Below are 24,840 nucleotides of genomic sequence, written 5' to 3' on the forward strand. Positions count from 1 at the left end.
TTCCAAGACCGAGTTCGGGCTGCTCGAGGCGTTCATGCGCCACCCGCGCCGCGTGCTCACGCGCACGCAGATCTTCGAGCTGGTGTGGGGCTACGACTTCGGGCCGACCTCGAACGCGCTCGGCGTCTACGTCGGCTACCTGCGCCGCAAGACCGAGGCCGACGGCGAGTCCCGGCTGATCCACACGGTCCGCGGGATCGGCTACGTGCTGCGGGAGACTCCCCCCTGATGACCTTCGCCCCCGTGGGCGAGGCGCCGAACGGGGAGATCCGTCAACGCGTCTCGCTGCGCACCCGCATCGCCCTGCTCGCCGCCATGTGCGTGGGCGGCGCGGTCGCCTTGGTGTCCCTTGGCGCGTACATCACCGTCTACCGCGGGCTCTACCAGCAGATCGACGAGAACCTGACGGAGCGCGCGCAAGCGCTGGTCAACAACACCCAGGAGGTCGACGCCGGGCGCACGGAGATCCCGAGCTTCTTCCTGGAGCTGACCGACATCAAGTTCGACGTCATCGACGCGTCCGGCAAGTCCGCGTTCAACCGCCCGGTCGTGCGCCCGCCGATCGGACCCGAAGAGCTCCGCGTGGCCGAAGGTCAGAAACACACGTCCTTCCGGACCGACGAGGCGACCGACACCCGCGTCCTCGCCGTCAAATATCCCTTCTTCACCAGGGGCGCCGCGCTCGTCCTCGCGCAGCCGCTGGAGTCCACCAAGAGCACGCTCGCCAAGCTCTCCGTCGTGCTGATCGTGATCGGCGGCTCCGGCATCATCGTCGCCGCCATCGCGGGCACGGCCGTCGCGAGAGGAAGCCTCCGGCCGGTCCAGCGACTGACCGCGGCGGCCGAAAGAGTCACTCATACGGGTGATCTACGGCCGATTCCGGTCGCGGGCGACGACGAGCTGTCCCGACTCACCCACAGCTTCAACACGATGCTCGGCGCCGTCGCCGAGTCCCAGGAGCGGCAGCGAAGACTCGTCGCGGACGCGGGCCACGAGCTGCGCACCCCGCTGACCTCGCTGCGCACCAACCTCGAACTCATGCTCGCCTCCGAGCAGCCGGGGGCGCCCTCGCTGTCGCAGCGCGACCGCCGGGAGATCCACGACGATCTGCGCGCCCAGCTCGACGAGCTGACCCAGCTCATCGGTGACCTGGTCGAACTGGCCCGCGAGGACGCCGCGCCCGCCGTGCAGGAACACGTCGAGCTGGCCGAGGTCGTCGAGCAGGCGCTCGACCGGGCCCGCAGGCGGGCGGGCGGCGAGATCCACTTCGACGTCCGGCTGCAGCCGTGGCACCTGGTCGGGCACGCCGCGTCGCTGGAGCGCGCGGTGCTGAACCTGCTGGACAACGCGGTGAAGTTCAGCCCGCCGGGGGAGACCGTCCGGGTCGAGCTGCAGCCCATGGGTGACGGCTACGCGTTCCTCCAGGTCGCCGACGCCGGACCCGGCATCAGCGACGCCGACCTGCCGCACGTGTTCGACCGCTTCTACCGCTCCGAGGAAGCGCGGACCCTGCCCGGCTCCGGATTGGGTCTCGCGATCGTCAAGCAGGCGGCCGAACGGCACGGCGGTTCGGTGTACGCGAGCCGCTCCGCCGACGGCGGCGCGCTGATGGCGATGCGCCTTCCGGGTAGCCCGGGGTAAGCCCTAACAAATTCCCGCGTTCGACCTTGTAGAATTCTGTTGTGCTCGCACGTCAGCGCCAAGAAGTGATCCTGGACGAGATCCGCCGGACCGGCGCCGTCCAGGTCCACGCGCTGGTCACAAGACTTGGCGTGTCCGACATGACGGTCCGCCGCGACCTCGACGTCCTCGCGAAGCGGGGCCTGCTGGAGAAGGTGCACGGCGGCGCCACCTCGGTCGTCGGCCGCAGCACCGACGAGCCGGGGTTCGAGGCGAAGTCGGTGCGGGCGCTGCCGGAGAAGGAGGCCGTGTCGGCGCGCGCGGCGGGCCTCATCCGGCCCGGCACCGCGATCGGCCTGTCCGCGGGCACCACGACGTGGACGTTCGCCCGGTTCCTCGCCGACGTCCCGGACCTGACGGTGGTCACCAACTCGATCCGCGTCGCCGACGTCCTGCGTCACGCCGGCCGCTCCGACCGCACCGTGGTGCTCACCGGTGGCGTGCGCACCCCGTCGGACGCGCTGGTCGGCCCGGTCGCCGTGCAGTCGCTGCGGTCGCTGCACCTGGACATGGTCTTCCTCGGCGTCCACGGCATGTCCGACAGCGCCGGCTACACCACCCCCAACCTCGACGAGTGCGAGACCGACCGCGCGCTGGTCGAGGCCGGCGGGCGGCTGGTCGTGCTCGCCGACCACACGAAGTGGGGTGTCGTCGGCATCTCCACCATCGCCGACCTGGAAGAGGCCGATGTCCTGGTCACCGACGAGGGCATCCCGGACGACGCGCGCGAAGTGCTCACCGAACGTGTGGGTGAACTCGTGATCGCGTCCGTGCCCACGGTGGTCGAGGCCGACCAGTGAGGCGGACGGAAGGCAAGCTCGCCGACGGCAGGCAGATCCTCTATTTCGACGATTCCCCCGAAGCGCCCCCGCGCACGGCTGTCGACCAGCGCGACCTCGCGCCCGCCGAGAACACCTCGCAGATCCGCCGCGACCCGCTGACCGGCGAGTGGGTCGCCCTCGCCGCGCACCGCCAGACCCGCACGTACAAGCCGCCCGCCGGGCTGTGTCCACTGTGTCCGTCCACCGAGGGCAGGCCGACCGAGATCCCGGAACCGGGCTACGACGTCGTGGTCTTCGAGAACCGCTTTCCCTCGTTCGCCCAACACGCGACGGCGGCCACGGCGACGGGTCTTGTGCCCGCCGCGCCGGGGGTGGGCCGCTGCGAGGTGGTCTGCTTCACCGACGACCACTCGGTGTCGTTCGGTGCGCTGCCGGTCAGCCGGATCCGGACCGTCGTCGACGTCTGGGCCGACCGCACGGCCGCGCTCAGCGAGCTCCCCGGCGTCGAGCAGGTCTTCCCGTTCGAGAACCGCGGCGACGAGATCGGCGTGACGCTGAGCCACCCGCACGGGCAGGTCTACGGCTACCCCTTCGTCACCCCGCGCACCGCCCGGATGCTCGAGGTCGCGGCCGCCTACCAGGCAGAACACGGCCGCCCGGTGATGGGCGACGTCCTCGCCGCCGAACGCGCCGAGGGCACCCGGGTGCTCATCGACTCCGCCCACTGGACCGCCTTCGTGCCCGCGGCCGCGCGCTGGCCGGTCGAGGTGCACCTCGTCCCGCACCGCCAGGTCCCGGACCTGCCAGCGCTCACCGACGCCGAACGCGACGACTTCGCCGAGGTCTACCGCCAGGTTCTCGGCATGCTCGACGGCCTCTACGACCGTGACCTTCCCTACATCGCCGCCTGGCACCAGGCGCCGGTCAACACCGGCCGCGACCTGGCATGGCTCCATTTGCAGGTGTTCTCGATACTGCGAACGGCCGACCGGGTGAAGTATCTTGCCGGTTCGGAGTCCGGAATGGCGGTCTGGATCAACGATGTGACCCCGGAAGACCTCGCTGTGAGGTTGTCGAGTTCACGGCCTTCGCACAGGACTGTCTCAGGCACTTCTCAGTAGACTGGCGCAAGGTAGGTGGCATGACGGACGATAGGCCGGAGGACACGCCCGGGGAACCGGGACTTCAGGTCAGCCCGTGGTCGGCGCAAGCCGCACGGGAGTCGGGGAACCCGGTGGAAAGGGTGCAGGGCCCGGACCACCAGGCGTTCGACCCCGGGGTGCGCGGGGTGCAGGGCCCCGCGCACCCAGGGGCGGACAACGCGGCGGCGGACAACCAGCCGGGCGCGACCGACCCGCAGGACCACGGCTCACGCGAGGTGCAGGGCCTCGCCGAGTCGGAAACCGGTGGCCGAGTGGCCGGGGAGCAGGGCCCCGGCCACTCGACCACCGTGGGGTACACCCGCGAGGACTACCTGGGCCGTCCGTCGTACACAGACTCCGAGAGCTCCGCAGACTCCGCTGCCCCGGGTGCCTCCGCCGAGCCGACGTTCGAGCAGCTCGCCGCCTACCCAGGCGCCCAGTCCGACGCCCCGGCGCCCGCCTCTCAGCAGGCGGACCCGTGGTCGGCGAGCCCGCCGTCGGAGGCGCCGAGCCAGTCCGCCGCGGGACCGGACGGGCCGGGGTATTCCGGCCGCGACCAGGTCCTCTACGGCACCGCGTTCACAGGTCACCACAGCTATGCGGGGCAGCCGGTGGCCAATCCCTACGCCCCGCCCCAACTTCCGACCAGCCCGCCGCAGCGCATCGCCGCGGCCGAGCCGCCGCGCCGCAAGACCGGGGGACTGGTCGCGGGCATGACCGTGCTCGCGCTCATCGTCGGCGGCGCCGCGGGTGCCGCCGGCGGCTACCTGGTCGCCGACTCACGTTCGCCGGTGAGCACGTCCAGCGCCTTGGACGCGCCCAAACCCGCGAAGCAGGCGTCCACCCCCGCGCCCGAGGGCTCGGTCGAGGCGGTCGCGCAGAAGGTGCTGCCCAGCGTCGTCCAGTTGCAGGTTCGTGGCCGGTCCTCCGCAGGGGAGGGGTCCGGTTTCGTCATCAGCCAGGACGGCCTGATCGTCACCAACAACCACGTCGTGGAAGCCGCCGCCGACGACGGGGAGATCGTCGCGGTGTTCCAGGACGGGCGCAGCGCCAAGGCGACCATCGTCGGCCGCGACCCGTCGTCCGACCTGGCCGTGGTGCGCGCCGAACGGATCTCCGGGCTCGCCGTGGTCGAACTCGGCAGCTCCGACGACCTGCGGGTCGGCCAGAGCGTGGTCGCCATCGGCTCGCCGTTCGAGCTGTCCGGCACGGTCACCTCGGGCATCGTCAGCTCGCTGAACCGGCCCACCCGGGCGGGCGGCGAGGACGGCAGCCAGGCCACGGTCATGGACGCCATCCAAACCGACGCCGCGATCAACCCGGGCAACTCCGGTGGCCCACTGGTCAACATGCGCGGCCAGGTCGTCGGCATCAACTCGGCCATCTACAGCCCGCGCTCCGGCTCGGGTGCGGGCGGCTCCGTCGGGATCGGATTCGCCATCCCGATCGACCAGGCCCGGCGCACCGCCGACGAGATCGTCAAGACCGGGAAAGCCACCCAGACCGTGCTCGGCGTCAGCGTCCGCGACAACAACAACGGCGGCGCCCTCATCTCCCAGGTGGTTCCCGGCGGGGCAGGTGAGAAGGCGGGTCTCACCGCGGGCGATGTCATCACCAGGCTCGACGACCGGCGAATCGACACCTCGGACGCCCTGGTCGCGGCCGTCCGATCTCATGCGCCGGGGGACAAAGTCAAGCTGGTAATCGGCGACGGTGAGCGTACAGTCGAGGCAACGCTTGCGGGACAGCCAGTGGAAACCGAATAGGACACTCCGGTCTGTTTGCCCCCAGGCCGGACTGGGGCTCCGACAGGAGCCAAGCACAGGAGTCGCACGCGGACGGATAGCAACCCTCGCCCGCCCGCCTGCGGCTCCTGTCGCGCGTCCGGCCTTTCGCTGATCCTCGCGTGACTCTTACGGTCCGCTGACGATCCACCGCGGATCACTGCTTTCCTGTCCCCACTGGTTCACGATGGACGGTGAATCCCTGGTGAGAGGCGGACCCCCGATGGAACCGACCGGCCGGGTGCTGGTCGTCGACGACGATCTCACCGTGTCCGACGTGGTGCGGCGCTACCTGGAGCGCGACGGGCACCACGTGGCGCTCGCCGACAACGGCGAGGACGCGCTGCGGTGGATCGCCGAGAACGATCCCGACCTGGTGGTGCTCGACCTCATGCTGCCCGGCATCGACGGCCTGGAGGTGTGCAGGCGGCTGCGTGAGCACAGTGCCGTTCCCGTCGTCATGCTGACCGCCCTCGGCGAGGAGGAGAACCGCATCGTCGGGCTGCAGCTCGGTGCCGACGACTACGTGACGAAACCCTTCAGCCCCAAGGAACTCGCGCTGCGCGTAACCTCCGTCCTGCGCCGCGCGCGGGCCGCCGCCCCGCCCAGGGCCAAGGACCTCGTCGACGGCGACCTCAAGCTCGATGCCGCCGCCCGCAAGGCCACAGCGGACGGTGCCGAGCTGGCGCTGACCACCCGCGAGTTCGACCTGCTGGAGTTCCTGATGAGCCACCAGGGGGAGGCCTTCACCCGCGAGCAGCTGCTGGACCGGGTGTGGGGTTGGAACTTCGGTGACCAGTCCACCGTCACCGTCCACGTGCGACGGTTGCGGGAGAAGATCGAGCGGACCCCGGCGAAACCGACTCGCATCGTCACCGTGTGGGGTGTCGGGTACCGCTACGACGGGGAGCGCTGATGGTCGAATCCGGGGAGTCCCTCAGGGAACTGCTCCTGCACCTCTGGCACATCCTGCCGTTCGCCCTGCTGACGGTGCTGCCGGTCGTCCTGCTCGGGGCGCTGCTGCTTCGGGTGCTGCGCAACGGTTCGCTGTCCTCGGCGATGACCGTTCTCGTGCTGGTCCCGGTCGCGGCCGTCGTCGTCGGTGTGCTCGGGATCAGCGGGTTCATGTTCACGACCACGCTGACCACGATGCTGCTGATCAGCCTGCTGGTCACCCTGGTCACCGTCCCCTTGGCGGTCCTGATGGGCAGGCGCATCGCCCGCCGCAGCGTCTGGGAGCACGAGGCCCGCGAACGTGAACGCGCCGCCGAGGCCTCCCGCCGCGAACTGGTCGCCTGGATCAGCCACGACCTGCGCACCCCGCTCGCGGGCATCCGCGCCATGGCCGAGGCCCTCGCCGACGGCGTGGTCACCTCGCCGGAGGAGGTCTCCGGCTACGCCCACCGCATCGGCAGCGAGACCCACCGGCTCTCCACGATGGTCGACGACCTGTTCGAACTCTCCCGCATCACCGCGGGCGCCCTGCGACTCACCATGTCCGCGGTCCCCCTGCGCGAAGTCATCAGCGATGCGCTGTCCGCCCAGACCCCGGTCGCCGAACGCAAGCGGGTGCGGGTGCGGACCGAGGCCCAGGCCTGGCCGGTGGTGCTGGGCAGCGACCCGGAACTCGCCCGCATCGTCTACAACCTCGTCTCCAACGCCATCCGCCACACACCCCCGGACGGCACGGTCGCCGTCCAGGTCGGCGTCGACGGCGGCGACGCCGTCCTGTCGGTCGACGACTCCTGCGGAGGCATCCCGGAAACCGAACTCAACCGCGTCTTCGAAGTCGCCTTCCGCGGCACCAGCGCCCGCACACCGAGCCCGGACGAGCACGTGGGCGGGGGACTGGGCCTGGCCATCGCCAAGGGCTTGGTGGAGGCCCACCACGGCCGCATCGCGGCCCGCAACCACGGCCCCGGATGCCGCTTCGAGGTGCGGCTGCCGCTCGCGGCCGGGCACACCTGAGAGGTCGGCAAGAAACGGTCACCTTCAGGGGCCGGGATCGACCGGGGCGGCTAGGTTGGTGGACATGGAACGCAGCGCGCAACGGCTCGGCAGGGCCCTCGTCGTCATCGTCGACGATCGGGTGGCGCACAAGGAACATGAGGACACGGTCGGACCGCTGGTGACCGAGCTGCTCGAGGAAGCAGGCTTCATCGTCGACGGCATCGTCCCCGTCGAAGGCGAAACAGTCGCGATCCGCAACGCGCTCAACACTGCGGTGATCGGCGGCGCCGACCTCGTGGTGACCGTCGGCGGCACCGGGGTCAGCCCCCGCGACGTCACCCCGGACGCCACCCAGGGCGTGCTCGACCGCCCGATCCCCGGCATCGCCGAGGCACTGCGCTCGTCCGGCCTGGCCGCGGGCGCGGTCGACGCGGGCGTCTCGCGTGGCCTGGTGGGCGTCTCGGGCAGCACCCTGGTGGTCAACCTCGCAGGCTCCCGCAGCGCGGTCCGCGACGGCATGGCCACCCTGTCGTCCCTGGTGCCCTACGTGATCGGCGAACTCTCCGGCCTCGACGGCAACTGACACCACCCGAACGACCGACAGCGAGTTCTCCGTTCAGGAACGCCTGAACGGAGAACTCGTCGTCGCGAACCGGGCTCTCGCCGTCGGGAACCCGGATCTCGCTGTCGCGAACCGGGAACTCGCTGTCGGGAAGTGGGGACTCGCGCGGTCAGGACATGAGGGCTAGCCCTCGTGGTGTGGGGGGCGGTTGACGCGGTACCACTCCTCGCGGTCGTCGTCGCCCTTCGGCGGTTCGCGCTCGTCCGAGGTGGTCTCGGGCAGCACGTCCCCGAAGATGGCGTCGAGATCGCGCCTGCGTCGGTGTTCGTCCTCGGTCGGCTGCTCGCTCATGCCTCCATCATCCCCGAAGCCCGAGGGCTAGCGGTTCTGCTGCTGGCGGAGCAGGTCGCGGATCTCGGTGAGCAGCTCGACATCGGTCGGCTCCGCAGGGCCGGGCTCCATGCCGCGCTTGCGGCGCTCCTGGATGCGCTGCACCGGCAGCACGATCACGAAGTACACGACCGCCGCGATGATGACGAAGTTGATGATCGCGTTGATCACGGACCCGAAGTCCATGAAGGTGGCCGGATTGTCGCTCAGGATCTTGAAGCCGAGACCCTGCGCCGCGTCGGAGCCGCCGATCGCGTTGATCAGAGGCTTGATCAGGCCGTCGGTGAACGCGGTGACGATGGCGGTGAACGCGAGCCCGATGATCAACGCGACCGCCAAGTCGATGACGTTCCCGCGCATCAGGAAGTCCTTGAAGCCCTTCAGCACCTGGCACTCCAATCTTGACGAACGGCGAATACGCCGTACGGGGTAATGAACTATCGGAGCGTAACGGTTACCGGCCGTTCCAGTGAGCTGGAGGCGACCCTGGCCGCGGAATCCCTCGCGAGGGCGATAAGCAGCAGACTCCCGCGACGCCCACCGTTCACCTGATCGTCACGCCGCACCGTCACCACGGTCGCGTCGCGCGCCAGGACCACCGCTTCGCCGCCCCGCTTGTCCGTGGAGACGATGTCCACACGCGAGCCGGGCCGCACCAGTTCGGCGACCGCCGGATCGGATAACCGCACCGGCACGGCGGCGAACCCGGGCCCGACCGCCGAGGGCCCGACCAGGCGTGCCTCCGTTATCGGCTCACCCTCGCCCGCCGCCCCGGCCAGCACCCGGCCGGCGATGGCTGCCGGTTCGGTGAACGCGGCTGGCGGGACGACCTCAGGTGGGGCGCGCACGACCCGGACGTCCGATGTCGACAGATCCACACCGGGCGCCAAGGCTCGGGCGGCCACGAGCATTGGGGCCGTGCGATCGGCGACTGGGTGCAGCCACAGGACGGCCGCGAGCAGGACCAGGACGGCGGCGATGGACCGCCGGAGCGTGAGTGAACGGGTGACGAAACGCGGCACGACGGCTCCCCGAGATCGAGATGGCTGACGATCTCGACGTTAGGGAGTTCTGGCGGTGCCGGGAACCCGGTGCGCCCAGGCTGTGGATGCCTGCCCGGGCGCTGTGGACAACTACGGCGTGAAGCGGCTCAGGAAGCCTTGGCCGTGGTAGTGGAGGTCGTGCTCGACGAAGTCGAGGAGGACGACGAGGAAGCCGGGGTCGAGGAAGAGGTGCTCGACTCGGACTTCGCCGCGGTGGCGGCGGGAGTGGCCGCGGGTGCGGTCGCGCCCGACCCGGAGCGGCTGTCGGTCCGGTAGAAACCGCTGCCCTTGAACACCACACCGACCGAGCCGTACAGCTTGCGCAGCCGACCGGCGCATTCCGGGCACTCGGAAAGAGCGGCGTCGGTGAACGACTGCACCGCGTCGAAGCGGTGCTCGCACGCCGTGCAGGCGTACTGGTACGTGGGCACGATGGCTCCTTCTCGAAACTTGGCACTCGGTCAGCCGGAGTGCTAACGCCAATTCTGCGACACCACGCGTGCGGAGCGCAAACATCTCCGCCGGATCTCACAGTCAAGGCAGCTGGATGAGGCCCCGTTCCGGGGTCAGCGCGGCGGTCATCAGCACGTCGTGCGGCTCCCGCGGCAGCCGGTCGACCGTCTCATCGTCACGCACGACCGCGACCAGCGGGGTGCCCGGCGCCGCGATGACCAGCGTCCGGTCGTAGTACCCCGCCCCACGGCCCAGCCGCACCCCGGCGCGGTCAACGCCCAGCGCGGGCACCAGGACCATGTCCGCGATCCGCAGCGCGGCCGCGCCCAGCCGTTCGCCGATCGGCTCCAACAGCCCGTAGGGACCGGGCCTCAGCGACTCCTGCCCCGCGAACCACGCCCAGTCCAGCGGACCTTGGCCCGCGACGATCGGCAGCAGCACCCGCACCCCGTGCGCGGCGACCTCGTCGAGCATCTGCACCGAGCCCGGTTCCGAGCCGATCGGCACGTACGCGCACAGCGTCTGGCCGCGTCGCACGACCTTTCCGCTGGTCAGCAGGGTGGTGAGCTGAATCGCCTCGGCGAAGCGGGCACTCGCGGGCAGGCGGCGTCGCCTGCTGAGCAACGCCGAGCGCCACTGGTCCTTGGTCCACTCGCGTGCGTCTTCGAGATCACTCCCAGGCGAAGCCACACCACGAGGTTAGGCTGCGTGTCCATGAGCGCGTCGACCGCATTCACCACCGCCATCGTCCCAGCAGCAGGCCTTGGCACCCGTTTCCTTCCCACGACCAAAGCCGTCCCCAAGGAATTGCTCCCGGTGGTGGACACGCCGGGCATCGAATACGTCGCCGCGGAAGCCGCGGAGGCGGGCGCGACGCGCCTGGTCATCGTCACCTCGCCCGGCAAGGACGCGGTGGCCGACTACTTCCGCCCGCGGCCCGACCTGGAGCGCACGCTCGAAGAGCGCGGCAAGACCGAACTCCTCGCGAAGGTCCGCCGCGCCCCCGGGCTGCTGGAGGTCGAGACCGCGATCCAGGAGCAGGCGCTGGGGCTGGGCCACGCCGTCGGCTGCGCCGAGGGCAACCTGCGCGGCGACGACGAAGCTGTCGCGGTCCTGCTGCCCGACGACCTGGTCCTGCCCACCGGCGTGTTGACCCGCATGGCCGCGGTTCGTGCGAAGTTCGGCGGCTCGGTGTTGTGCGCGTTCGACATCCCGCGCGAGCAGATCTCCGCGTACGGCGTGTTCGACGTGGCCGAAACCGAAGATCCGGATGTCAAGCAGGTCCACGGGATGGTCGAGAAGCCACCCGCCGCCGAAGCGCCGTCGACCTTCGCCGCCGCGGGCCGCTACCTGCTCGACCGGGCGATCTTCGACGCGCTCAAGCGGATCACCCCCGGCGCGGGCGGCGAACTCCAGCTGACCGACGCCATCGCGCTGCTCATCGCCGAAGGCCACCCGGTGCACGTGGTCGTGCACCGCGGCGGAAGGCACGACCTCGGGAATCCTGGAGGTTTCCTGCGTGCCGCCGTGGACTTTGCCCTCGAGCACCCGGAGTATGGGCCCGACCTGCGTGAATGGCTGCGGGAACGGGTTGGCGGCGTGTAGATGCCGAGTCCAGGACGCGATTGGTGACAAGGTAACCGGATGAGGTCAGTCGACGAGCAACTCGCCAGGGCGCTGGCGGCCGCGGTCCGGCCCGCCCCCGTGCGGGTCGCCATCTCCGAGGCGCAGGGCTTGCTCTGCGCCGAGGAGGTCGTTGCCGAGCGCGCGCTGCCGGGCTTCGACCAGGCGGCGGTGGACGGCTACGCCGTGCGCAGTGTCGACACCCAGGCCGCGGGCGAGGAGCCCGTTCAGCTGCCGGTCGTCGGCGAGATCGCGGCGGGGTCCAGACAGCCGCGCAGGCTCCAGCCGGGGCAGGCCGTGCGCATCGCCACGGGTGCGCCGCTGCCGACCCTCGCCGACGCCGTGCTGCCCACCGGGTTCACCGACGGCCACCACGCGAAGGTCACCGTGCACCAGCCGGTGCCGTCGGCGGGTTACGTCCGGCGCACCGGTGAGGACGTGCAGACCGGCGACGTCGCGGTCCGCCGCGGCGCGGTGATCGGCTCGGCCCAGGTCGGTCTGCTCGCCGCCGTCGGCCGCTCCAAGGTGCTCGTCTACCCGAGGCCCCGTGTATCGATCATCTCGGTCGGCGACGAACTGGTGGACATAGACCGGACGCCCGGACAGGGACAGGTCTACGACGTCAACTCCTACGCCCTCGCCGCCGCCGCGCGTGACGCGGGCGCGGAGGTCAACCGCGTCGGCATCCTGGAGAGCGACCCGAAACGGCTGCGCGAGGTAGTCGAGAGCAGGCTGCTGCTGTCGGAGATCGTGGTCATCGCGGGCGGTGTCGGCGGCGAACTGGCCGAGGAGGTCCGTTCGGCGATCCAGGACCTCGGCGAGGTCGACATGACCAGGGTCGCGATGCACCCCGGCTCGGTCCAGGGCTTCGGCAGGCTCGGTCCGGACGCCGTGCCGACGTTCCTGCTGCCCGGCAACCCGATGAGCGCGCTGGTGGTCTTCGAGGTGATGGTTCGCCCGCTCATCCGGGCCGCCCAAGGCAAGCGCAACCCGCACCGCCGCGTGGTCACCGCGCGGCTGCTCTCGCCGATCACGTCGACCAAGGACCGGCGCGGCTTCCTACGCGGGCAGCTGCTGCGCGACGATTCCAACGGCGAGTACCTGGTCCAGCCGCTCGGGCTGTCCGGCTCGCACCTGCTGGCTTCGCTGGCCGAGGCGAACTGCCTTGTGCTCGTGGCCGAAGAGACGACCGAGGTCCCCGTCGGCGAGCAGGTGCAGGTCAGCTTCCTCGCCCAGCGTGGCTAGCGTGCCGCAGGGCCGCCACCCCGGCTGGCCCGCCCGCCTCGGCCCGTTGTCCGTGGCCGCCGGTCTGGTCGAGGTGCGTGCGCCGAGGCTGTGGGACGCGGCCGCGTGGAGCCGCATCCGCAAGCGCGACCAACGGCACCTGGAGAACTGGGAGCCCTCGGTTCCGGGGACTTGGGCGGAGCGCAACGCCGGGATCGCGTGGCCCGCCCAGTGGTCGACACTGCGCGCCCTGGGGCGGCGCGGGATGTCGCTGCCGTTCGTGATCACGGTCGACGGCCGGTTCGCGGGCCAGATCACCGTGGGCAACGTGATCCGCGGCTCCCTGTGCTCGGCCTGGGTGGGCTACTGGGTCGACAGCGAGGTCGTCGGCGGGGGAGTCGCGACCGCGTCCGTGGCCCTCGTAGTCGATCACTGCTTCGCCTCGGCCGGGTTGCACCGGATCGAGGCCACGGTGCGCCCGGAGAACGCCGCGAGCCTGCGCGTGCTGGCCAAGCTGGGCTTCCGCGAGGAGGGCCTCTTCCGCCGCTACCTCGACGTGGCGGGGGACTGGCGTGATCATCTTTGCTTCGCACTGACCATTGAGGACATACCAAACGGCCTGGTAGCGCGCCTGATCGCCGACGGCGGCGCGGTTTTGCCGTAACGGTGCGAGAAGTTCACGGCAAATTGGTTTGATCAAGGCCGTTACAGTGGAAGGTCCACTTACGAACTAGCCGAATGGGTGAACGTGGTCGGCGCGCCTCCGCCAAGCGTGTGACTGTTGTGACTAACGTGGCGAACGCAGGGACGCGTGCGTCGCAAAGTTCGGGGGAGGTGCCGGGACATGCCGAGCTCTTTGATCGTGGTCGCGCTCGTAGTGGCATGGCTCGTCGTGCTCGTCCCGATGGTGGTGCGCAAGCGCCAGGAAATCGCCAGAACAGCGGACTCCGCGCTCGCGGCACGAGTCGTGCGCAGCGGCAGCGTCCACGACCTCGATGAGGAAAACGACCTCCACGAGGAGGCCGAGGACACCCGGGAGGACTTCGCCATGAGCGACGTCGACGAGGTGGACCCCGAGCTCGACGAGCTCGACGAAGCCGAAATCGAAGACGACCCCGAACCCGAAGTCCGCCGCTACCGCCCCGGCCGCGGCGGCTACGACCCCGACGCCGCCGCCCGCGCCGCCCGCGCCAAATACGGCTTCCGCCAACGCGTCGTCCTGCTGATGATCACCCTCGCGGTCATCACAGTCGCCCTGGCCGCCATCGTGAACCCGACCCTCTGGTGGGCGCACGGGGCGATCGACCTCACCCTCATCGGCTACCTCACCTACCTGCGGCGCCAAGTCCGGATCGAAGAAGAAATCCGCCAACGGCGCTACGCCCGCATGTCCGCCGCCCGCCGCTCCCACGCCCGGCCCTACGCGGACGAATACGACACCTACCAAGACGAAGACACCCGCCCCGCCCGCGACCACGCCCCCACCCGCACAGCCCACCCCAGCGCCGTCGTCGTCGACATCGACGACGAAGACCCCTGGTTCGACGAACTCGGCGACCCCTCACACCTGCCCTACCGCCGAGCCGTCGGAGAGTAAGACCCCCCAGAACCCCCGATGCGCACATCCTGATACGCTCTCCGCGCACCAAGTTCGGGGCTGTAGCGCAGTTGGTAGCGCGTCTCGTTCGCATCGAGAAGGTCCGGGGTTCGATTCCCCGCAGCTCCACCAAATGTGAAAGCACTCGAACCACAGGGGTCGGGACCGGTAAGCCGGTCTCGGCCCCTTGGTCTTGTTCGGCTGTTGGTGGCTGCTGTGGGATGCGGAAGGTCGGGATGACGGTGTACTCCTGTGTCATCGTGATCTTGGAGACGAGCGCTTCGACCACGCTCTTCTGCTGGGTGATGTTGCCCGCACGGATGACATCGTTGATGTGGTCGCTGACGTCGGTGAGGGTCGCCGTGTCGGGCATGACGGGTTGTTCGCTGAGTTCGACCATGAGGCCGTCTCGGCGGTCCTGGAGGGACTGCTTGGTCTCGCGCAGCGCGGTGAGTCGTTCCTTGAGGTCGGCGGGTTCGAGGGTGCCGTCCTCGAAGGCGTCGAGGTACCGGTCGATCTTCGCGATGACCTTGCTGATCTCGGCGTTGACGGTGTCGAGTTCGTCTTGCCGGGAGTCGTAGTTGGATTCGTGGTCGCGTTGCGCGTGGGTGACGGCCTCGGCCATGAGGTCGTGCTGGGTGCGGAAGAACGTGGCCATGGAGTTCAGCAGAGCGGCGTCGAGCTGGTCGGCGTCGATCCGGTCCATGTCGCAGGATTCTGGGCCGTAGCGGGAGCGGGTCCAGCACGTGTAGTAGCGGTAGGTCTTGGTGCGGCCGTTGGCGCGGGTGCCGATCATCGCCTTGTGGCAGCGGGGGCAGCGGAGCTTGCCGGAGGCGAGGAAGTCGGTGTCGTTCCCGGCGCGCGCCGCGTAGCTCTCGCCGCGCTGCTCCATGAGCCGTTGGGCGTCATCGAAGGTGTGCTGCTCGATGATCGCGGGGTGACAGTTCTCGGCGGTGATGTCGCGGAAAGTGAGTTCGCCGAGGTAGACGCGGTTGGACAGGACGCGGAGCACCTGTTGCGGTGACCACTGCTTGCCGGTGGAGGTGCGCAGTCCCCGGTCGTTGAGCAGGTTCGCGATGGCGTTGGAGCCGAGTCGGTCGACGGTGTAGAAGGCGAAGATCAGCCGGACCACAACGGCTTGGGACTTGTCGATGGTCAGGCACATCGTCTTCTTGTTCAGCCCGTAGCCGTAGGGGCGCCGCCCGCCTTTCCACTTCCCGGCGGCGGCGGCCTTCTCCATCCCGGCGATGACGCGTTCGATGATCAGGTCGCGCTCGAACTGGGCGAACATGCCGAGCATCTGGACCAGCAGGCGACCCATGGGCGTGCCGGTGTCGAACGGCTCGGTGGCCGAGCGGAACACGACGCCCGCCTCATCGAGGTCATCGAGCAGCATCACGAGGTCACGCAGGTTCCGAGAGAACCGGTCGACCCGGTAGACGAGCACGACGTCGAACAGCCCGGCCCGCGCCCCGGTCATCATCTTGTCCAGGCCCTTGCGGTCGGTGCTCGCGCCGGACTTGTTGTCGTCGTAGACGACCACTACGCGCCAGCCAGGTTGGGAGGCGACGTAGGCGCGCATCCGGTCTTCTTGGACCTGGAAGGTGTACTGCTGGTTCTCCTCGTCGGTGGAGCGCCGCAGGTACAGAGCGACCCGGATGTCGGCACCGAGTTCGCCCACGACCTCGCGGCGCACCCGCTTGTTCGTGGTCTTTTTCGCCATTTGCTACGCGTCGCCCCTTTCGAGTCGGCGGTGGCGGGCCACGCGGTCGTGTTCCCAGAGAAGGAACAGTGCGAGGAGTTCGAGCCGGAGCGCGCCCAGCGGCTTGGTGCTGTCGAATTCGTCCTCGACGGCATACAACGCTGCGCCGCTTTCGCGGATGGCGTTGAGCAAATGCGCGAGGGCTCGCGGGGTGCCCGGGAAGTCGGCCAGGTTCGTGACGACCACGGCGTCGACCTTCCCGGCGCGGACTGCGGCGGCTAGGTCGGGCAGGGCTCGACCGGTGAATCGGCGGGTGATCTCCCAGGTGGGATGGTCTGTGATGTACGCGGCGAGCGTGGGATTGACCAGGCTCCGGGTGTAGACCGCGACCCGCATAGGCGGGCCAGGTCGCGCCCCGGCTGGAGGTTCGGGTTCCGGCGTCACGTGGACGTTCCCCTCTTCACGTCAACCGCCCGCGAAATGCCGAAGCATTTCACGGGCGGCGGCTGAATCATTTCAACCATGCATCCACTTTACCAATGAATGCGGGTCGGAAACTATTTGCTTATGACTGTTGGTCGCGTCGGTTCGCACTCCATTCTGAAATTAGGACGGCCAATCCGCGAATGGTTTCGGCGTGTTCGGATTCGGTCATGGGTTCGGTGTCGATGCGCTCGACCACCAGGGCGGCGGGCTTGTCGGCCATGGGCGGCACCTCGGGCTGGGCCGCGCGCCGACCGGCCGCCGTGCCCCCGGTCGAGAGAGCGTGGGGCTCCCTCGACGCGGGCGGCGGACAGGACGGGTCAGAACGGAGCGGGCTCGTCGGTGCCGGGGTCGGGCACCAGCGGGGTGCCGGTGTCGTCGCGGGGATCGTCGAGCGGGGTGACGTGGCGCTCGCCGACGAGGACGACGCCGAACGCGGCGGCCAAGGCGACGGCGGCGTTGATGACGGTGGTGGTGGCGCTGCCCTGGTCGCTGGTGAACAGCCCGGCCCCGACGAGGCCGTGGACGAGGGCGAGCAGGCCGCCGACGACGGTGGCGGCGATGCGCAGCGGGCGGGGGCGGGTGGTGTCCGTGTACACGGTGGATCGTTCTCCTTTAGTTGTCAGTCTTTGTGTTCGAGGTCTGCGAGGGCGTCGCGCACGGTCTGATCGGCGGTGAGGAACGCTCGCCAGATGTGGCAGGCGAACAGGGCCAGGCCGAGCGCGGTGATAGCGGTGAGCACGCGGGTCACCGGCCGAGCAGGACGGCCCAGGTGCGCGGCCCGCACACGCCGTCGACGGCGAGGCCGGCGCGTTGCTGGAGGAGCCGGACGCGGGCCTCGGTGCGGGCGCCGAACTGGCCGTCGACGGCCAGCGTCGGCTGGTCGGGGTACCAGGCGTTGAGGATGCGCTGGAGTTCGGCGACGGCCGGGCCGCTGCTGCCGTTGCGGACGGTCGGCCGGGCACCCGGGGTCGGGGCCGGTCGCGGCGGCGGGGGTGTGTCGAGGACGGCCCACGTGCGGGGTCCGACGATGCCGTCGGCGGTCAGGCCGTGGCGGGCCTGGAACGCCTTCACCGCGGCCGTCGTCTTCGGCCCGAACACGCCGTCGGAGGTCGCGCCGACCTTGCCCTGGACCTCGCGGACGTCGGGGCCGGTCATGCCTTGGCGCAGGGTGCGACGCCCGGTCGACGGCGGGGTGGGTTGGCCGCCGGACTGGATGCGGTGCACCAGGTCCAGCGCCGCCGCCCGGGACAGGATCACCTCCAGGTGCATGTCGTCCTTGCGGCCGGTGTAGTCGCCACCCCACCGCAGCCCGTACTTACGGGCGATCGCGCGGATGCGGTCGGCCTGCGCCGGGGTGAACGTGTTCGCCTTGCCGATCGGGTGGCGCGGCGCGTTGAGGTCGATCGCGATCCCGGCCGCGTGGAACGACGGGGTGCTGCCGCCGGTGACGTTGCGGTAGGCGTAGCCCCAGCACCACCCGGCCACCAGCGGCTCGACGGTCTCGTGGAACTCGGCCGCCGCGCCGATCAGCAACGGCGCGATCTCCGAGCGGACCGGGAGGACCACCGTGGTGCCGGGGACGGTGTAGGAGCGGATGCCGATCACGGCGCGGTCCGCCGAGACGGTGAACCCGTTGATGTGGACCGCCGCCGCCATGAAGCTCAGCACCTTGGTGTCGTCGTTGTCGGCATGGACGTGGTCGTCCCAGTCCGGGGGCGGCTCGGTTCCCGGGTCGTCGGTCTCGATCAGCTCGACCGGGGCGGGCATCTCGTCGGGCGCGGGTTCGGTTGTGGTTTGGGACATGCGTGAGCCACCTCCAGGGGCTCGCGGTGTGGTTGGTGGCCCGAGACGGGGCCGGGTGCGGGCGCGCGCCGGGTGGCGCGGCCCGGGTCACGGGCGGCGCAGCACGCGGGCGGCGGTGTCTTCTGCGGTGCGGCGGCGGTCGCGTTCGGCGTCCAGCTCGGTTTCGAGCTCGCCGAGGCGGCGTTCGAGGGAGACAGGCGGGAGCGGAGTCCGCTGAGGTCTTCGGCGTGTGCGGCGCGGGCGGCGGCGAGTTCGGCGTTGTGCTCGGCGTCGCGCATGGTGAGGGCGCGTTCGTAGGTGGTGCGGTCGCGGTGGTTGGAGGCCAGTAGGTAGGCGATGACGAGGACCAACGTGCCGGTGATGCCGAAGGTGGAGAACGCTGAGAGGTCCACTGTGGTCACCTCCCCGGCGTTCGCGGGGTCTGCTCAGGCGGGCGGGCGTGCCCGGATGGTGAGCGAGTCGGCCAGGCCGTCCTCGCTGGATTGGGTGCGGCGCAAGGCGATCACCGACCCGGTGATCGGGCCGCCGAGTCCGGTGGGGTCGGCGAGGGTGACGACATCGGCGAGCTGCACGCGCGGATCGCCAACCACGGGGACGTCGGCGAGGATCGGCACCGGGTCGGCCAGGTCGGCCAGTAGTGACGCGGTGACCGCGTTCGCGGGGTCGGGGTGCTGGCGGAACGGGTTGTCGGGCAGGTCGAGCACGCGGCGGCCGTAGCGGGCGATGCTGGCCGGGTTGGTAGTGAGGATGCGTGTGGGGTTGTCGTCTGTGACCGGGTTGGCGACGAGCCGGAACGCGGGGCGGCCTTGGATCTGGAACCGCACGGTGAAGGCGTTGGGGTTGCTGAACGTCAGCTCCACGGTGGACTCGTCGTCGGAGAGCAGCCCGGTCACAGTCACGTTCGACACCGCGGCCCCGGTGTTGGCGTTGGTGGCGACGAACCCGGAGAAGTCGGTGGCGTCGGGGTACGTGCTGGCCGTGTAGGAGCCGATGTAGCCGGTGGCGTGGCATCGGCTCGACAGCCGCACTGTGCGGCGGGTGGTGCCGGGCGGGGCGTCCAGTTCCTCCACGGTGGTCGGTTGGTAGACGATCTCGGGTTCGTCGCGTTCCAGGCGGGCGGCGTGGGTGTGGCTGATCTGGTTGCGCACCGAGTCCAGCGCCACCGACACCTCCAGGTCGGTCAGCGACGTCGCGGCGGTGATCGCCTTGACCGCGGGTCCGGCCGCCGCGGTGCGGGCGGTGTCGCGGTTGCGGAACTGGAACCGCCCGGCCTCGGTGAACGAGGCCAGCCCGTATTCGGCGGCGACCGAGGCTTTGATGACTGACCAGGACTCGCCGCTGATGATGTCCGGTAGGCCGGTCATCCAGTTGAGCCCGACGTCCAGGTCGGCTTCGGATACGTGCGGTGTGCCCCACCCGGCCGGGATCGCGGCGGCGGGTGCGACCTGGATGCATTGCACCGGGACGGGGGTCTTCACCGTCACCCCGGCCCGGGGTGCGCTGTAGAGGGCGTCCAGCGTGACGGACACGGTGGCCGGGGCACCGACTACGCCGTCGAGCTGCCAGCGGTGGGTGATCGTCTTGGCGGTGTGGTCGTACTTGACCCACACCCCGACCGAGTGCCACGCGGCCGGGCCGGTCAGCGTCGGCCCGTTCAGCGTCGCCGCCAGGGTGGGGCTGGTGGTGGGGTTCGACCACACCTTCACCGCGAGCTGTCCGGCCGTGCTGATGGTCAGGTCGTAGGTGGTGCCCTCCAGCTTCACCAGGCTGGTGGAGATCGCCACGATCGTGCCGTCCGCGTCGGGGTTGAACGTGTTGCTGGCACCGGCCTTGATGTGGGCCTCGATCAGGTGCGCTTCCCCGAACCCAAGGGAGAACACCCCGGCACCGCGGGCGCCTCCCCACCAGTGGATGGTCGGGCCGCCGTTGGCGGCCAGTCCGTAGGCGCCGGGCACGAACTCCGGTGTCGCGGTGTTGGTCTTGCGGGTGATGCCGTTGCTGCCGGTGGAGCCGATGTCGGGGGCCAGGCCGCCGTGGCAGGTCATCGCGAACAGGCACCCCGGGCGTGGTGGCGGGGAGAAGTAGATGCCGTTGCGCCGCAGCACGTAGTCGAGCACCCATTGCGTGTTGAACCGGTACTTGTACGGGAACACAGCGGGCAGCCGCTCGGCGCGCTCGCTGGCTGCGGTCACGGGCAGAGTCACGGCCGCGCGCAGGCGCTCGGCCGGGTCGAGCGCGTCGAGCTGCACCGTGCGGGTGGAGGCGGTGGCGCGTAGGGAGCGGGTGGTGCCGGTGAACTGGCGCACCCAGCGCGGCCCTGCGGTCGTGGCGAGACCGAGGTCCAGGCGCACCGGCACGTCCACCTGCTGCTGCCGGTACAGCGGCCCATCGGATCGGTAAGGGGACAGCATTCGGGCGATGTCGCGCGGGTCGACCGCGCGTTGCCCGCCGAGGGCGGCGGTCAGTGTGGCCGAGGTGTAGCCCTCGACCAGGGAGCACTCGGGCGGGAGGTCCCCGGTGATCGAGCGCTCCACCGTCACCGCGTCGGCCACAGTGGACAGGTCCGAGAGGGCGTGGGCGTAGTTGCCGTCGCGGGACCAGTCCACCAGCAGGCGGGTGAGCGGGACGCGGTCGGCGGCGTCGACGGCGGCGGCTAGGACGGGGTCGGTGGGGAACTGCACGCTAGACCTCCAGCAGCGTCAGCGCGGTCGCCCGGGTTCCGGGGACCGGGTAGGCGGTGGTGAGTGCGTCCACGGCGACGACGGCCGCGCCGCCACCGGGCGACCACGGCGAGGCGGTGGCGGCGGCTTCGAGCTGCCACGCGGCTGTAGTGAGGGTGGTGGCGGTGCTGGCGGGGACAGTCAGGGCGAGGCGGGCAAAAGCGGCCGTGGCTCCCGGGACCAGTGGCAGCGTGAGCCGCGTGCCACCGGCCCCGGGCGTGATCGGGTCCGACTGGACCGTGGTGAGTAGCGCGTCCGTCCGGTCGTAGAGCGACACGGAAAGCCGTACCGGCACCGTGGCGGTCACCCACGCCGACGCGGTGACCGTTTCCCCGGGCAGCACCGGCACGGGGTCGACGTGCGCGAGCTGGCCGCCTGCGGCTGGGACCGCCCAGGACAGACCGCCCGCGATCGGCAGCGTTGACACGGGCACGGCCGCGCTCCATGCCAGCGTTCCGGCGGTGGCGGTGAACCCGGTGGTGGTGCGCTCTGGTGAGCCGGTCGCGGCGACCGCGAGCGTCAACCTGTTGGCGCGCTGCGGGTCCAGCAGCCATAGCGGCCCCGGCACGATGCCTAGGTGCAGGGCGTCGAGGAAGGCGTGCACGGTCGGGTCCAGGTACGGCCAGGACAACGCCCACGTGCGTCTCACCGCCAGTCGGTCGATCGTGACCCGGCCCGTGAGCGAGCGGTGCACCGCCCCGAGCCGGACAGCGGTGGCGTCCGGCCCGGTGCCCAGCGAGGGAGACGGCAAGGCCCGCAGCGCACCGACCGGCCCGAGATGGAACACATCCACGGCGATCACCACCGAGAGTTCAGCGTCGGGCGTTGCGGGCGTTGACGTCGTTGACCAGCCGTGCGACACCGTTGCCGTCGACCCGCAGCCGCGCCCCGTCGAACGCGGCCAACACCCCGGCAGTGACCGCCGCCGCCATCGCCGACGCATCGACGGTCGGCGAGGCGATGCGGCTTGGTGTTCCGGCCAGGCCGCCGTGCCGGGCGGACAGGGTGGCGTTGGCGGTGAGGTCGAGAGGGAGGGTGTTGGTGAGGTCGGTCAGGTAGTCGCGGACGTCGGGTGTGCCGTCCTCCAGACCGGACAGAAGACCGCGCATGATCAACCGGCCGTTGTCGGCCAGCAGCACCCGGTCTCGTGCGGGCGGGCCTTTCCAGTCCGGCAACAGATCGGTCAACGACTTGAGCTTGTCCTTGATCCACTGCCAGGCGGCCTCGATGCCGCGGATCAGGCCGCGGATGATGTTCTTCCCGGCCTCCACGAGCAGCCCGCCGAGGTCGCCGAGCGCGCCGAGGATGCGGCCCGGCAGGTCCACGAAGAACCGCACCAGCCCGTCAAGGGCGCCGGAGACCGCGCCGCGGATCATGTCCCAGATCCCGCCGAAGATGTTCCGCAAGCCCTTCCATGCGCGGTCCCAGTTGCCGGTGACCAGGCCCATCACGGTGTCGATGACGCCTTGGACGTAGCGCATGGCCCCGGCGATGATCGACCCGATGGCCTCGAACACCCGGGTCACGACGCCGAGCAGCGTCTCCAGAATCGGCATCAGGACACGCGCGAGGATGTCCACCAGCGGTGCGACGGCGGTGGCGAGGGTGGCGAACAGGTTCGCGCCCTGCACCAGGATCGGCAGCAGCGCGCTGATCAGGTCCGTCAGCGGGGGGATCAGTTCGCCGACCAGCGACAGCAGCGGCGGCAGCAGCGGCAGCGCGGCGTTGACCACGGTGAAGAACGCCTCGGCCAACGGCGGCAGCAACGGCGCGAGCGCCGACACGGCCTGCACCAGCAGGCCGCCCACGGTCTCGGCGACCTGCACCAGTGTGGGCATCGCGGTCGCGAGCGCGCCGGAGACGATCTGCGCCAACTGCTCGATCACGCCGACGATCAGCGGCAGCACTGGCTGCACGGCCCGCAGTCCGGCGAGCAGCACCGTGCCGAACACCTGCGCGAGCTGCGCGAGCACCGGCAGCACCGCCGCCAGGGCTTGCAGGAACGCGCCGCCGACCGCCGAGATGATCGGCGTGAGCGCGGTGAGGAACTGCGCGAGCATCGGCGCGAGCTGCCGCAGCGATGTCGCGAGCAGACCACCGAGCTGGTTGATCAAAGGAGTGAGCGCCTGGGCCAGGCCGAGGACCGCCGGGGCCAGGCTCGTGATCGCGTCGCCCACGGCGTCACCGAGCAGCGACGCCACAGTGGACAGTGCCGGGGCCAGCGCGGCGACCACGGGCGCGAGGGCTTGGGCGGCGGGGACGAGCATGTCCGCCAGCGCGAGCGCCACGGCCCCGAGCACCGGGGCCAACGCGGCGATGATCTGGCCGAGTGGGGCGATTGAGGGGGCGAGGCGGGAGAACGCGGTGCCGAGCTGCGGGCCGAGCGCCGCGATCGCCGGAGCCAGGTCGGAGACCACGGTCTGGCCCAGCGCGGTGAACACCGGCCCCAGCCCGGCCGCGACGGCGGCGATCCCGCCGAACACCTGCGACAGCGCGGTCTGCCCCTCGGCGCTACGGAGGACGCCAGCAGCGACCCGGTGACCGTCGACAGGGTCGTGAGCAGGCTCGCGCCCTCGGTGTTCGCGGCGCGGAAGACCGCGCCGACGATGCCGAGCAGGTTGGACAGGATCTCGGCGAGCTGCCCGAGCGCGGACAGACCCTCGCTGATCCAGGTCTTGAGCTGACCGGATTGCCGGGCCTGCGCGATGAACAGCGCGAACCTCTCGGCCCCTTCGGTGAGCCCGGACGCGAGGCCGGGCAGGAACTCCGAGCCCACGGCCGCGATGTCGCGCAGGGCCGCTAGTAGGGGTGCCAGCGCGCCGGCCAACCGTCGTGACGCCGCCCCGGTGTTGGCGAAGATCGCCTGGACGTCGGCGACCGTGCGGGCCTGGGACAGGAACCCGCCGACCGAGACCGCGGCGAGGTTCCCGGCCGAGGCGATCTCGCCCATCCCCGTGCGCAGCACCGGCAGGTACCGCTCGCCCAGGCTGGTGACCTGGGTAGCGAGCCCAGTGAACAGCCGCTGCTGCACGTCGAGCTTCAAGGCCGCGAACTCCGGCCGCAGCCCCCGCACCGCGAGCGCGGTCGCGGCCATCGCGGGCGGCATCTTCGCGACAGCTTCGGCGAACTTCACCGGGTCGGACTCGGATAGCGCGTCGGTGAAGCCCTCGACGCCGAGCTTCAACGTCTGCATCACCGCGACGGCCGCGAGCCCGGCCGCGGGGAGCAGTAGAAGCGACTGCGCCGACGTGGCGACCGCGCCACCGAGCCCGGACACCACGCCCATCGCGCCGGACACGGCTGCGGCCATCGCCGCGTACCGCAGAGTGGCCGCGCCGACGACCGCGGTCGACCGGACCATCGAGCCGGTGGTGGAGTTCGCCGCGCGGGTCAGCGCCAGCAGGCCCAGCGTCGCGCCACCGACCGAGCGGTGCACGACCGCGCGGATCGTGATGTCGCCCCCGGACAGGCGCCGCAGGAGCGCCTGAAACTGGGTTTCGGCGGGGAGCGCGTCCAGCTCGGCCAGCAGGCGGATCGCCGACTCGTCACCCTCGCGTGCAGCGGCGCGGAGCTGTTCGCGCAGCAGAGCGGTCTGCACCTGCGCGGTGAGGCTGATCGACGGCGCACCGGCCTGCTCGATGCGGATCTGCTCCCGCAGGTGACGGCCGAGCCCTTGCAGGCTGGGCATGACCTTGAGGTAGGCGTGACCGACTGTCGCCACGGGGCATCACGCCCCCGGCGATTCAGCTATCCACAGGCAGTCGAGTTGTCCACAATTCCCCGACCAATTTCGAGGGTGACTGGTCAGCTGGTCGTCTTGGCGTGGTGAGTTGATCTTTGGGCTCGCCGGGTGGATCATGGTGTGGTGCCCGACGAATCGCAGCCCTCGTATGAGGAGT

The 24,840-nt window shown here is 70.5% G+C and carries 26 protein-coding genes, 1 tRNA gene and 1 pseudogene; 13 read left to right on the top strand and 15 right to left on the bottom strand.

Translation table 11 applies throughout. From position 1 onward, the window contains the following. The 8 genes from ACRDSQ_RS09310 to ACRDSQ_RS09345 all read left to right on the top strand — a co-directional run. The coding region (locus tag ACRDSQ_RS09310) for a winged helix-turn-helix domain-containing protein (RefSeq protein WP_431420439.1) at nt 1-229 on the top strand (229 nt) is incomplete at its 5' end. Further along, nucleotides 229-1,641, top strand: a complete 1,413-nt coding sequence (locus ACRDSQ_RS09315) for an ATP-binding protein (protein ID WP_431420440.1) — start codon at nt 229-231, stop codon at nt 1,639-1,641. The genes ACRDSQ_RS09310 and ACRDSQ_RS09315, both read left to right, overlap by 1 nt. A gap of 41 nt (nt 1,642-1,682) precedes the next feature. Continuing rightward, nucleotides 1,683-2,480 carry a DeoR/GlpR family DNA-binding transcription regulator gene (locus ACRDSQ_RS09320; RefSeq protein WP_431420441.1) on the top strand — a complete coding sequence of 266 codons (798 nt, stop codon included), beginning with the start codon at nt 1,683-1,685 and terminating at the stop codon, nt 2,478-2,480. Then, entirely contained in the window at nt 2,477-3,583 is a 1,107-nt protein-coding gene (gene galT, locus ACRDSQ_RS09325; RefSeq protein ID WP_431420442.1) for a galactose-1-phosphate uridylyltransferase, read from the top strand. Before ACRDSQ_RS09320 ends, galT begins: the two co-directional genes overlap by 4 nt. 353 nt (nt 3,584-3,936) lie before the next feature. Continuing rightward, complete coding sequence (locus tag ACRDSQ_RS09330; RefSeq protein WP_431420462.1) at nt 3,937-5,370, top strand: trypsin-like peptidase domain-containing protein; 1,434 nt, start codon at nt 3,937-3,939, stop codon at nt 5,368-5,370. Between the two features lie 241 nt (nt 5,371-5,611). Then, nucleotides 5,612-6,304, top strand: a complete 693-nt coding sequence (locus tag ACRDSQ_RS09335) for a response regulator transcription factor (RefSeq protein WP_431420443.1) — start codon at nt 5,612-5,614, stop codon at nt 6,302-6,304. After that, nucleotides 6,304-7,356, top strand: a complete 1,053-nt coding sequence (locus tag ACRDSQ_RS09340; protein WP_431420444.1) for a sensor histidine kinase — start codon at nt 6,304-6,306, stop codon at nt 7,354-7,356. The genes ACRDSQ_RS09335 and ACRDSQ_RS09340 overlap by 1 nt, the downstream gene beginning before the upstream one ends. 64 nt (nt 7,357-7,420) lie before the next feature. Continuing rightward, nucleotides 7,421-7,921 carry a MogA/MoaB family molybdenum cofactor biosynthesis protein gene (locus ACRDSQ_RS09345; protein WP_091378869.1) on the top strand — a complete coding sequence of 167 codons (501 nt, stop codon included), beginning with the start codon at nt 7,421-7,423 and terminating at the stop codon, nt 7,919-7,921. Nucleotides 7,922-8,083: 162 nt separating this feature from the next. Here the strand turns inward: ACRDSQ_RS09345 and ACRDSQ_RS09350 are convergent, their stop codons facing one another. The 5 genes from ACRDSQ_RS09350 to ACRDSQ_RS09370 form a co-directional block, all read right to left on the bottom strand. Next, nucleotides 8,084-8,251, bottom strand: coding sequence for a hypothetical protein (locus tag ACRDSQ_RS09350; RefSeq protein ID WP_431420445.1), 168 nt, complete (start codon nt 8,249-8,251; stop codon nt 8,084-8,086). A gap of 27 nt (nt 8,252-8,278) precedes the next feature. Further along, the gene (gene mscL / locus ACRDSQ_RS09355) at nt 8,279-8,677 is read right to left on the bottom strand and encodes a large-conductance mechanosensitive channel protein MscL (RefSeq protein WP_431420446.1); all 399 of its coding nucleotides are present in this window, start codon (nt 8,675-8,677) and stop codon (nt 8,279-8,281) included. 50 nt (nt 8,678-8,727) lie between these two features. Continuing rightward, nucleotides 8,728-9,312: an SAF domain-containing protein gene (locus ACRDSQ_RS09360; protein ID WP_431420447.1), complete on the bottom strand. Its 585-nt coding sequence runs from the start codon at nt 9,310-9,312 to the stop codon at nt 8,728-8,730. 128 nt (nt 9,313-9,440) lie between these two features. After that, nucleotides 9,441-9,764, bottom strand: a complete 324-nt coding sequence (locus ACRDSQ_RS09365; protein WP_431420448.1) for an FmdB family zinc ribbon protein — start codon at nt 9,762-9,764, stop codon at nt 9,441-9,443. A gap of 103 nt (nt 9,765-9,867) precedes the next feature. Beyond that, nucleotides 9,868-10,476: a 5-formyltetrahydrofolate cyclo-ligase gene (locus ACRDSQ_RS09370; RefSeq protein ID WP_431420449.1), complete on the bottom strand. Its 609-nt coding sequence runs from the start codon at nt 10,474-10,476 to the stop codon at nt 9,868-9,870. A 24-nt stretch (nt 10,477-10,500) separates the two neighbouring features. Here ACRDSQ_RS09370 and ACRDSQ_RS09375 point away from each other — a divergent pair, with 24 nt between their 5' ends. The 5 genes from ACRDSQ_RS09375 (at nt 10,501) to ACRDSQ_RS09395 (ending at nt 14,362) form a co-directional block, all read left to right on the top strand. Further along, entirely contained in the window at nt 10,501-11,391 is an 891-nt protein-coding gene (locus tag ACRDSQ_RS09375; protein ID WP_431420450.1) for a UTP--glucose-1-phosphate uridylyltransferase, read from the top strand. A gap of 39 nt (nt 11,392-11,430) precedes the next feature. Further along, complete coding sequence (gene glp, locus ACRDSQ_RS09380; RefSeq protein WP_431420451.1) at nt 11,431-12,654, top strand: molybdotransferase-like divisome protein Glp; 1,224 nt, start codon at nt 11,431-11,433, stop codon at nt 12,652-12,654. Between the two features lies 1 nt (nt 12,655). After that, nucleotides 12,656-13,297 (top strand): GNAT family N-acetyltransferase, encoded by a 642-nt coding sequence (locus ACRDSQ_RS09385; protein WP_431420452.1) that lies wholly within the window; start codon nt 12,656-12,658, stop codon nt 13,295-13,297. A gap of 180 nt (nt 13,298-13,477) precedes the next feature. Then, entirely contained in the window at nt 13,478-14,230 is a 753-nt protein-coding gene (gene sepX, locus ACRDSQ_RS09390) for a divisome protein SepX/GlpR (protein ID WP_431420453.1), read from the top strand. 56 nt (nt 14,231-14,286) lie between these two features. Next, nucleotides 14,287-14,362 (top strand) — tRNA-Ala (locus ACRDSQ_RS09395). Nucleotides 14,363-14,948: 586 nt separating this feature from the next. On the opposite strand, the pseudogene ACRDSQ_RS09400 reads toward ACRDSQ_RS09395, so the two are convergent. From ACRDSQ_RS09400 to ACRDSQ_RS09445, 10 genes and pseudogenes are all read right to left on the bottom strand, one after another. After that, nucleotides 14,949-15,953: pseudogene (locus ACRDSQ_RS09400) on the bottom strand (recombinase family protein); the annotation flags it as partial. A 3-nt stretch (nt 15,954-15,956) separates the two neighbouring features. Continuing rightward, nucleotides 15,957-16,328, bottom strand: coding sequence for a recombinase family protein (locus ACRDSQ_RS09405; protein ID WP_431420463.1), 372 nt, complete (start codon nt 16,326-16,328; stop codon nt 15,957-15,959). Nucleotides 16,329-16,497: 169 nt separating this feature from the next. After that, complete coding sequence (locus ACRDSQ_RS09410; RefSeq protein WP_431420454.1) at nt 16,498-16,638, bottom strand: hypothetical protein; 141 nt, start codon at nt 16,636-16,638, stop codon at nt 16,498-16,500. Between the two features lie 97 nt (nt 16,639-16,735). After that, nucleotides 16,736-17,014 (bottom strand): hypothetical protein, encoded by a 279-nt coding sequence (locus tag ACRDSQ_RS09415; protein WP_431420455.1) that lies wholly within the window; start codon nt 17,012-17,014, stop codon nt 16,736-16,738. A 23-nt stretch (nt 17,015-17,037) separates the two neighbouring features. Further along, nucleotides 17,038-17,166 carry a hypothetical protein gene (locus ACRDSQ_RS09420; protein ID WP_431420456.1) on the bottom strand — a complete coding sequence of 43 codons (129 nt, stop codon included), beginning with the start codon at nt 17,164-17,166 and terminating at the stop codon, nt 17,038-17,040. Then, the gene (locus ACRDSQ_RS09425; RefSeq protein WP_431420457.1) at nt 17,163-18,221 is read right to left on the bottom strand and encodes a peptidoglycan-binding protein; all 1,059 of its coding nucleotides are present in this window, start codon (nt 18,219-18,221) and stop codon (nt 17,163-17,165) included. Before ACRDSQ_RS09425 ends, ACRDSQ_RS09420 begins: the two co-directional genes overlap by 4 nt. After that, nucleotides 18,164-18,622, bottom strand: coding sequence for a hypothetical protein (locus ACRDSQ_RS09430; RefSeq protein WP_431420458.1), 459 nt, complete (start codon nt 18,620-18,622; stop codon nt 18,164-18,166). The genes ACRDSQ_RS09425 and ACRDSQ_RS09430 overlap by 58 nt, the downstream gene beginning before the upstream one ends. 24 nt (nt 18,623-18,646) lie before the next feature. Beyond that, nucleotides 18,647-20,902 (bottom strand): hypothetical protein, encoded by a 2,256-nt coding sequence (locus ACRDSQ_RS09435; protein WP_431420459.1) that lies wholly within the window; start codon nt 20,900-20,902, stop codon nt 18,647-18,649. A 1-nt stretch (nt 20,903) separates the two neighbouring features. Continuing rightward, on the bottom strand, nt 20,904-21,743 hold the full coding sequence (locus ACRDSQ_RS09440; RefSeq protein WP_431420460.1) for a hypothetical protein: 840 nt from the start codon (nt 21,741-21,743) through the stop codon (nt 20,904-20,906). A gap of 10 nt (nt 21,744-21,753) precedes the next feature. Further along, nucleotides 21,754-23,424 (bottom strand): phage tail protein, encoded by a 1,671-nt coding sequence (locus ACRDSQ_RS09445; protein ID WP_431420461.1) that lies wholly within the window; start codon nt 23,422-23,424, stop codon nt 21,754-21,756. Nucleotides 23,425-24,840 lie beyond the last annotated feature (1,416 nt).

Origin of the sequence: Actinokineospora sp. (genome assembly GCF_050699995.1) — a bacterium.
GTDB lineage: Bacteria > Actinomycetota > Actinomycetes > Mycobacteriales > Pseudonocardiaceae > Actinokineospora.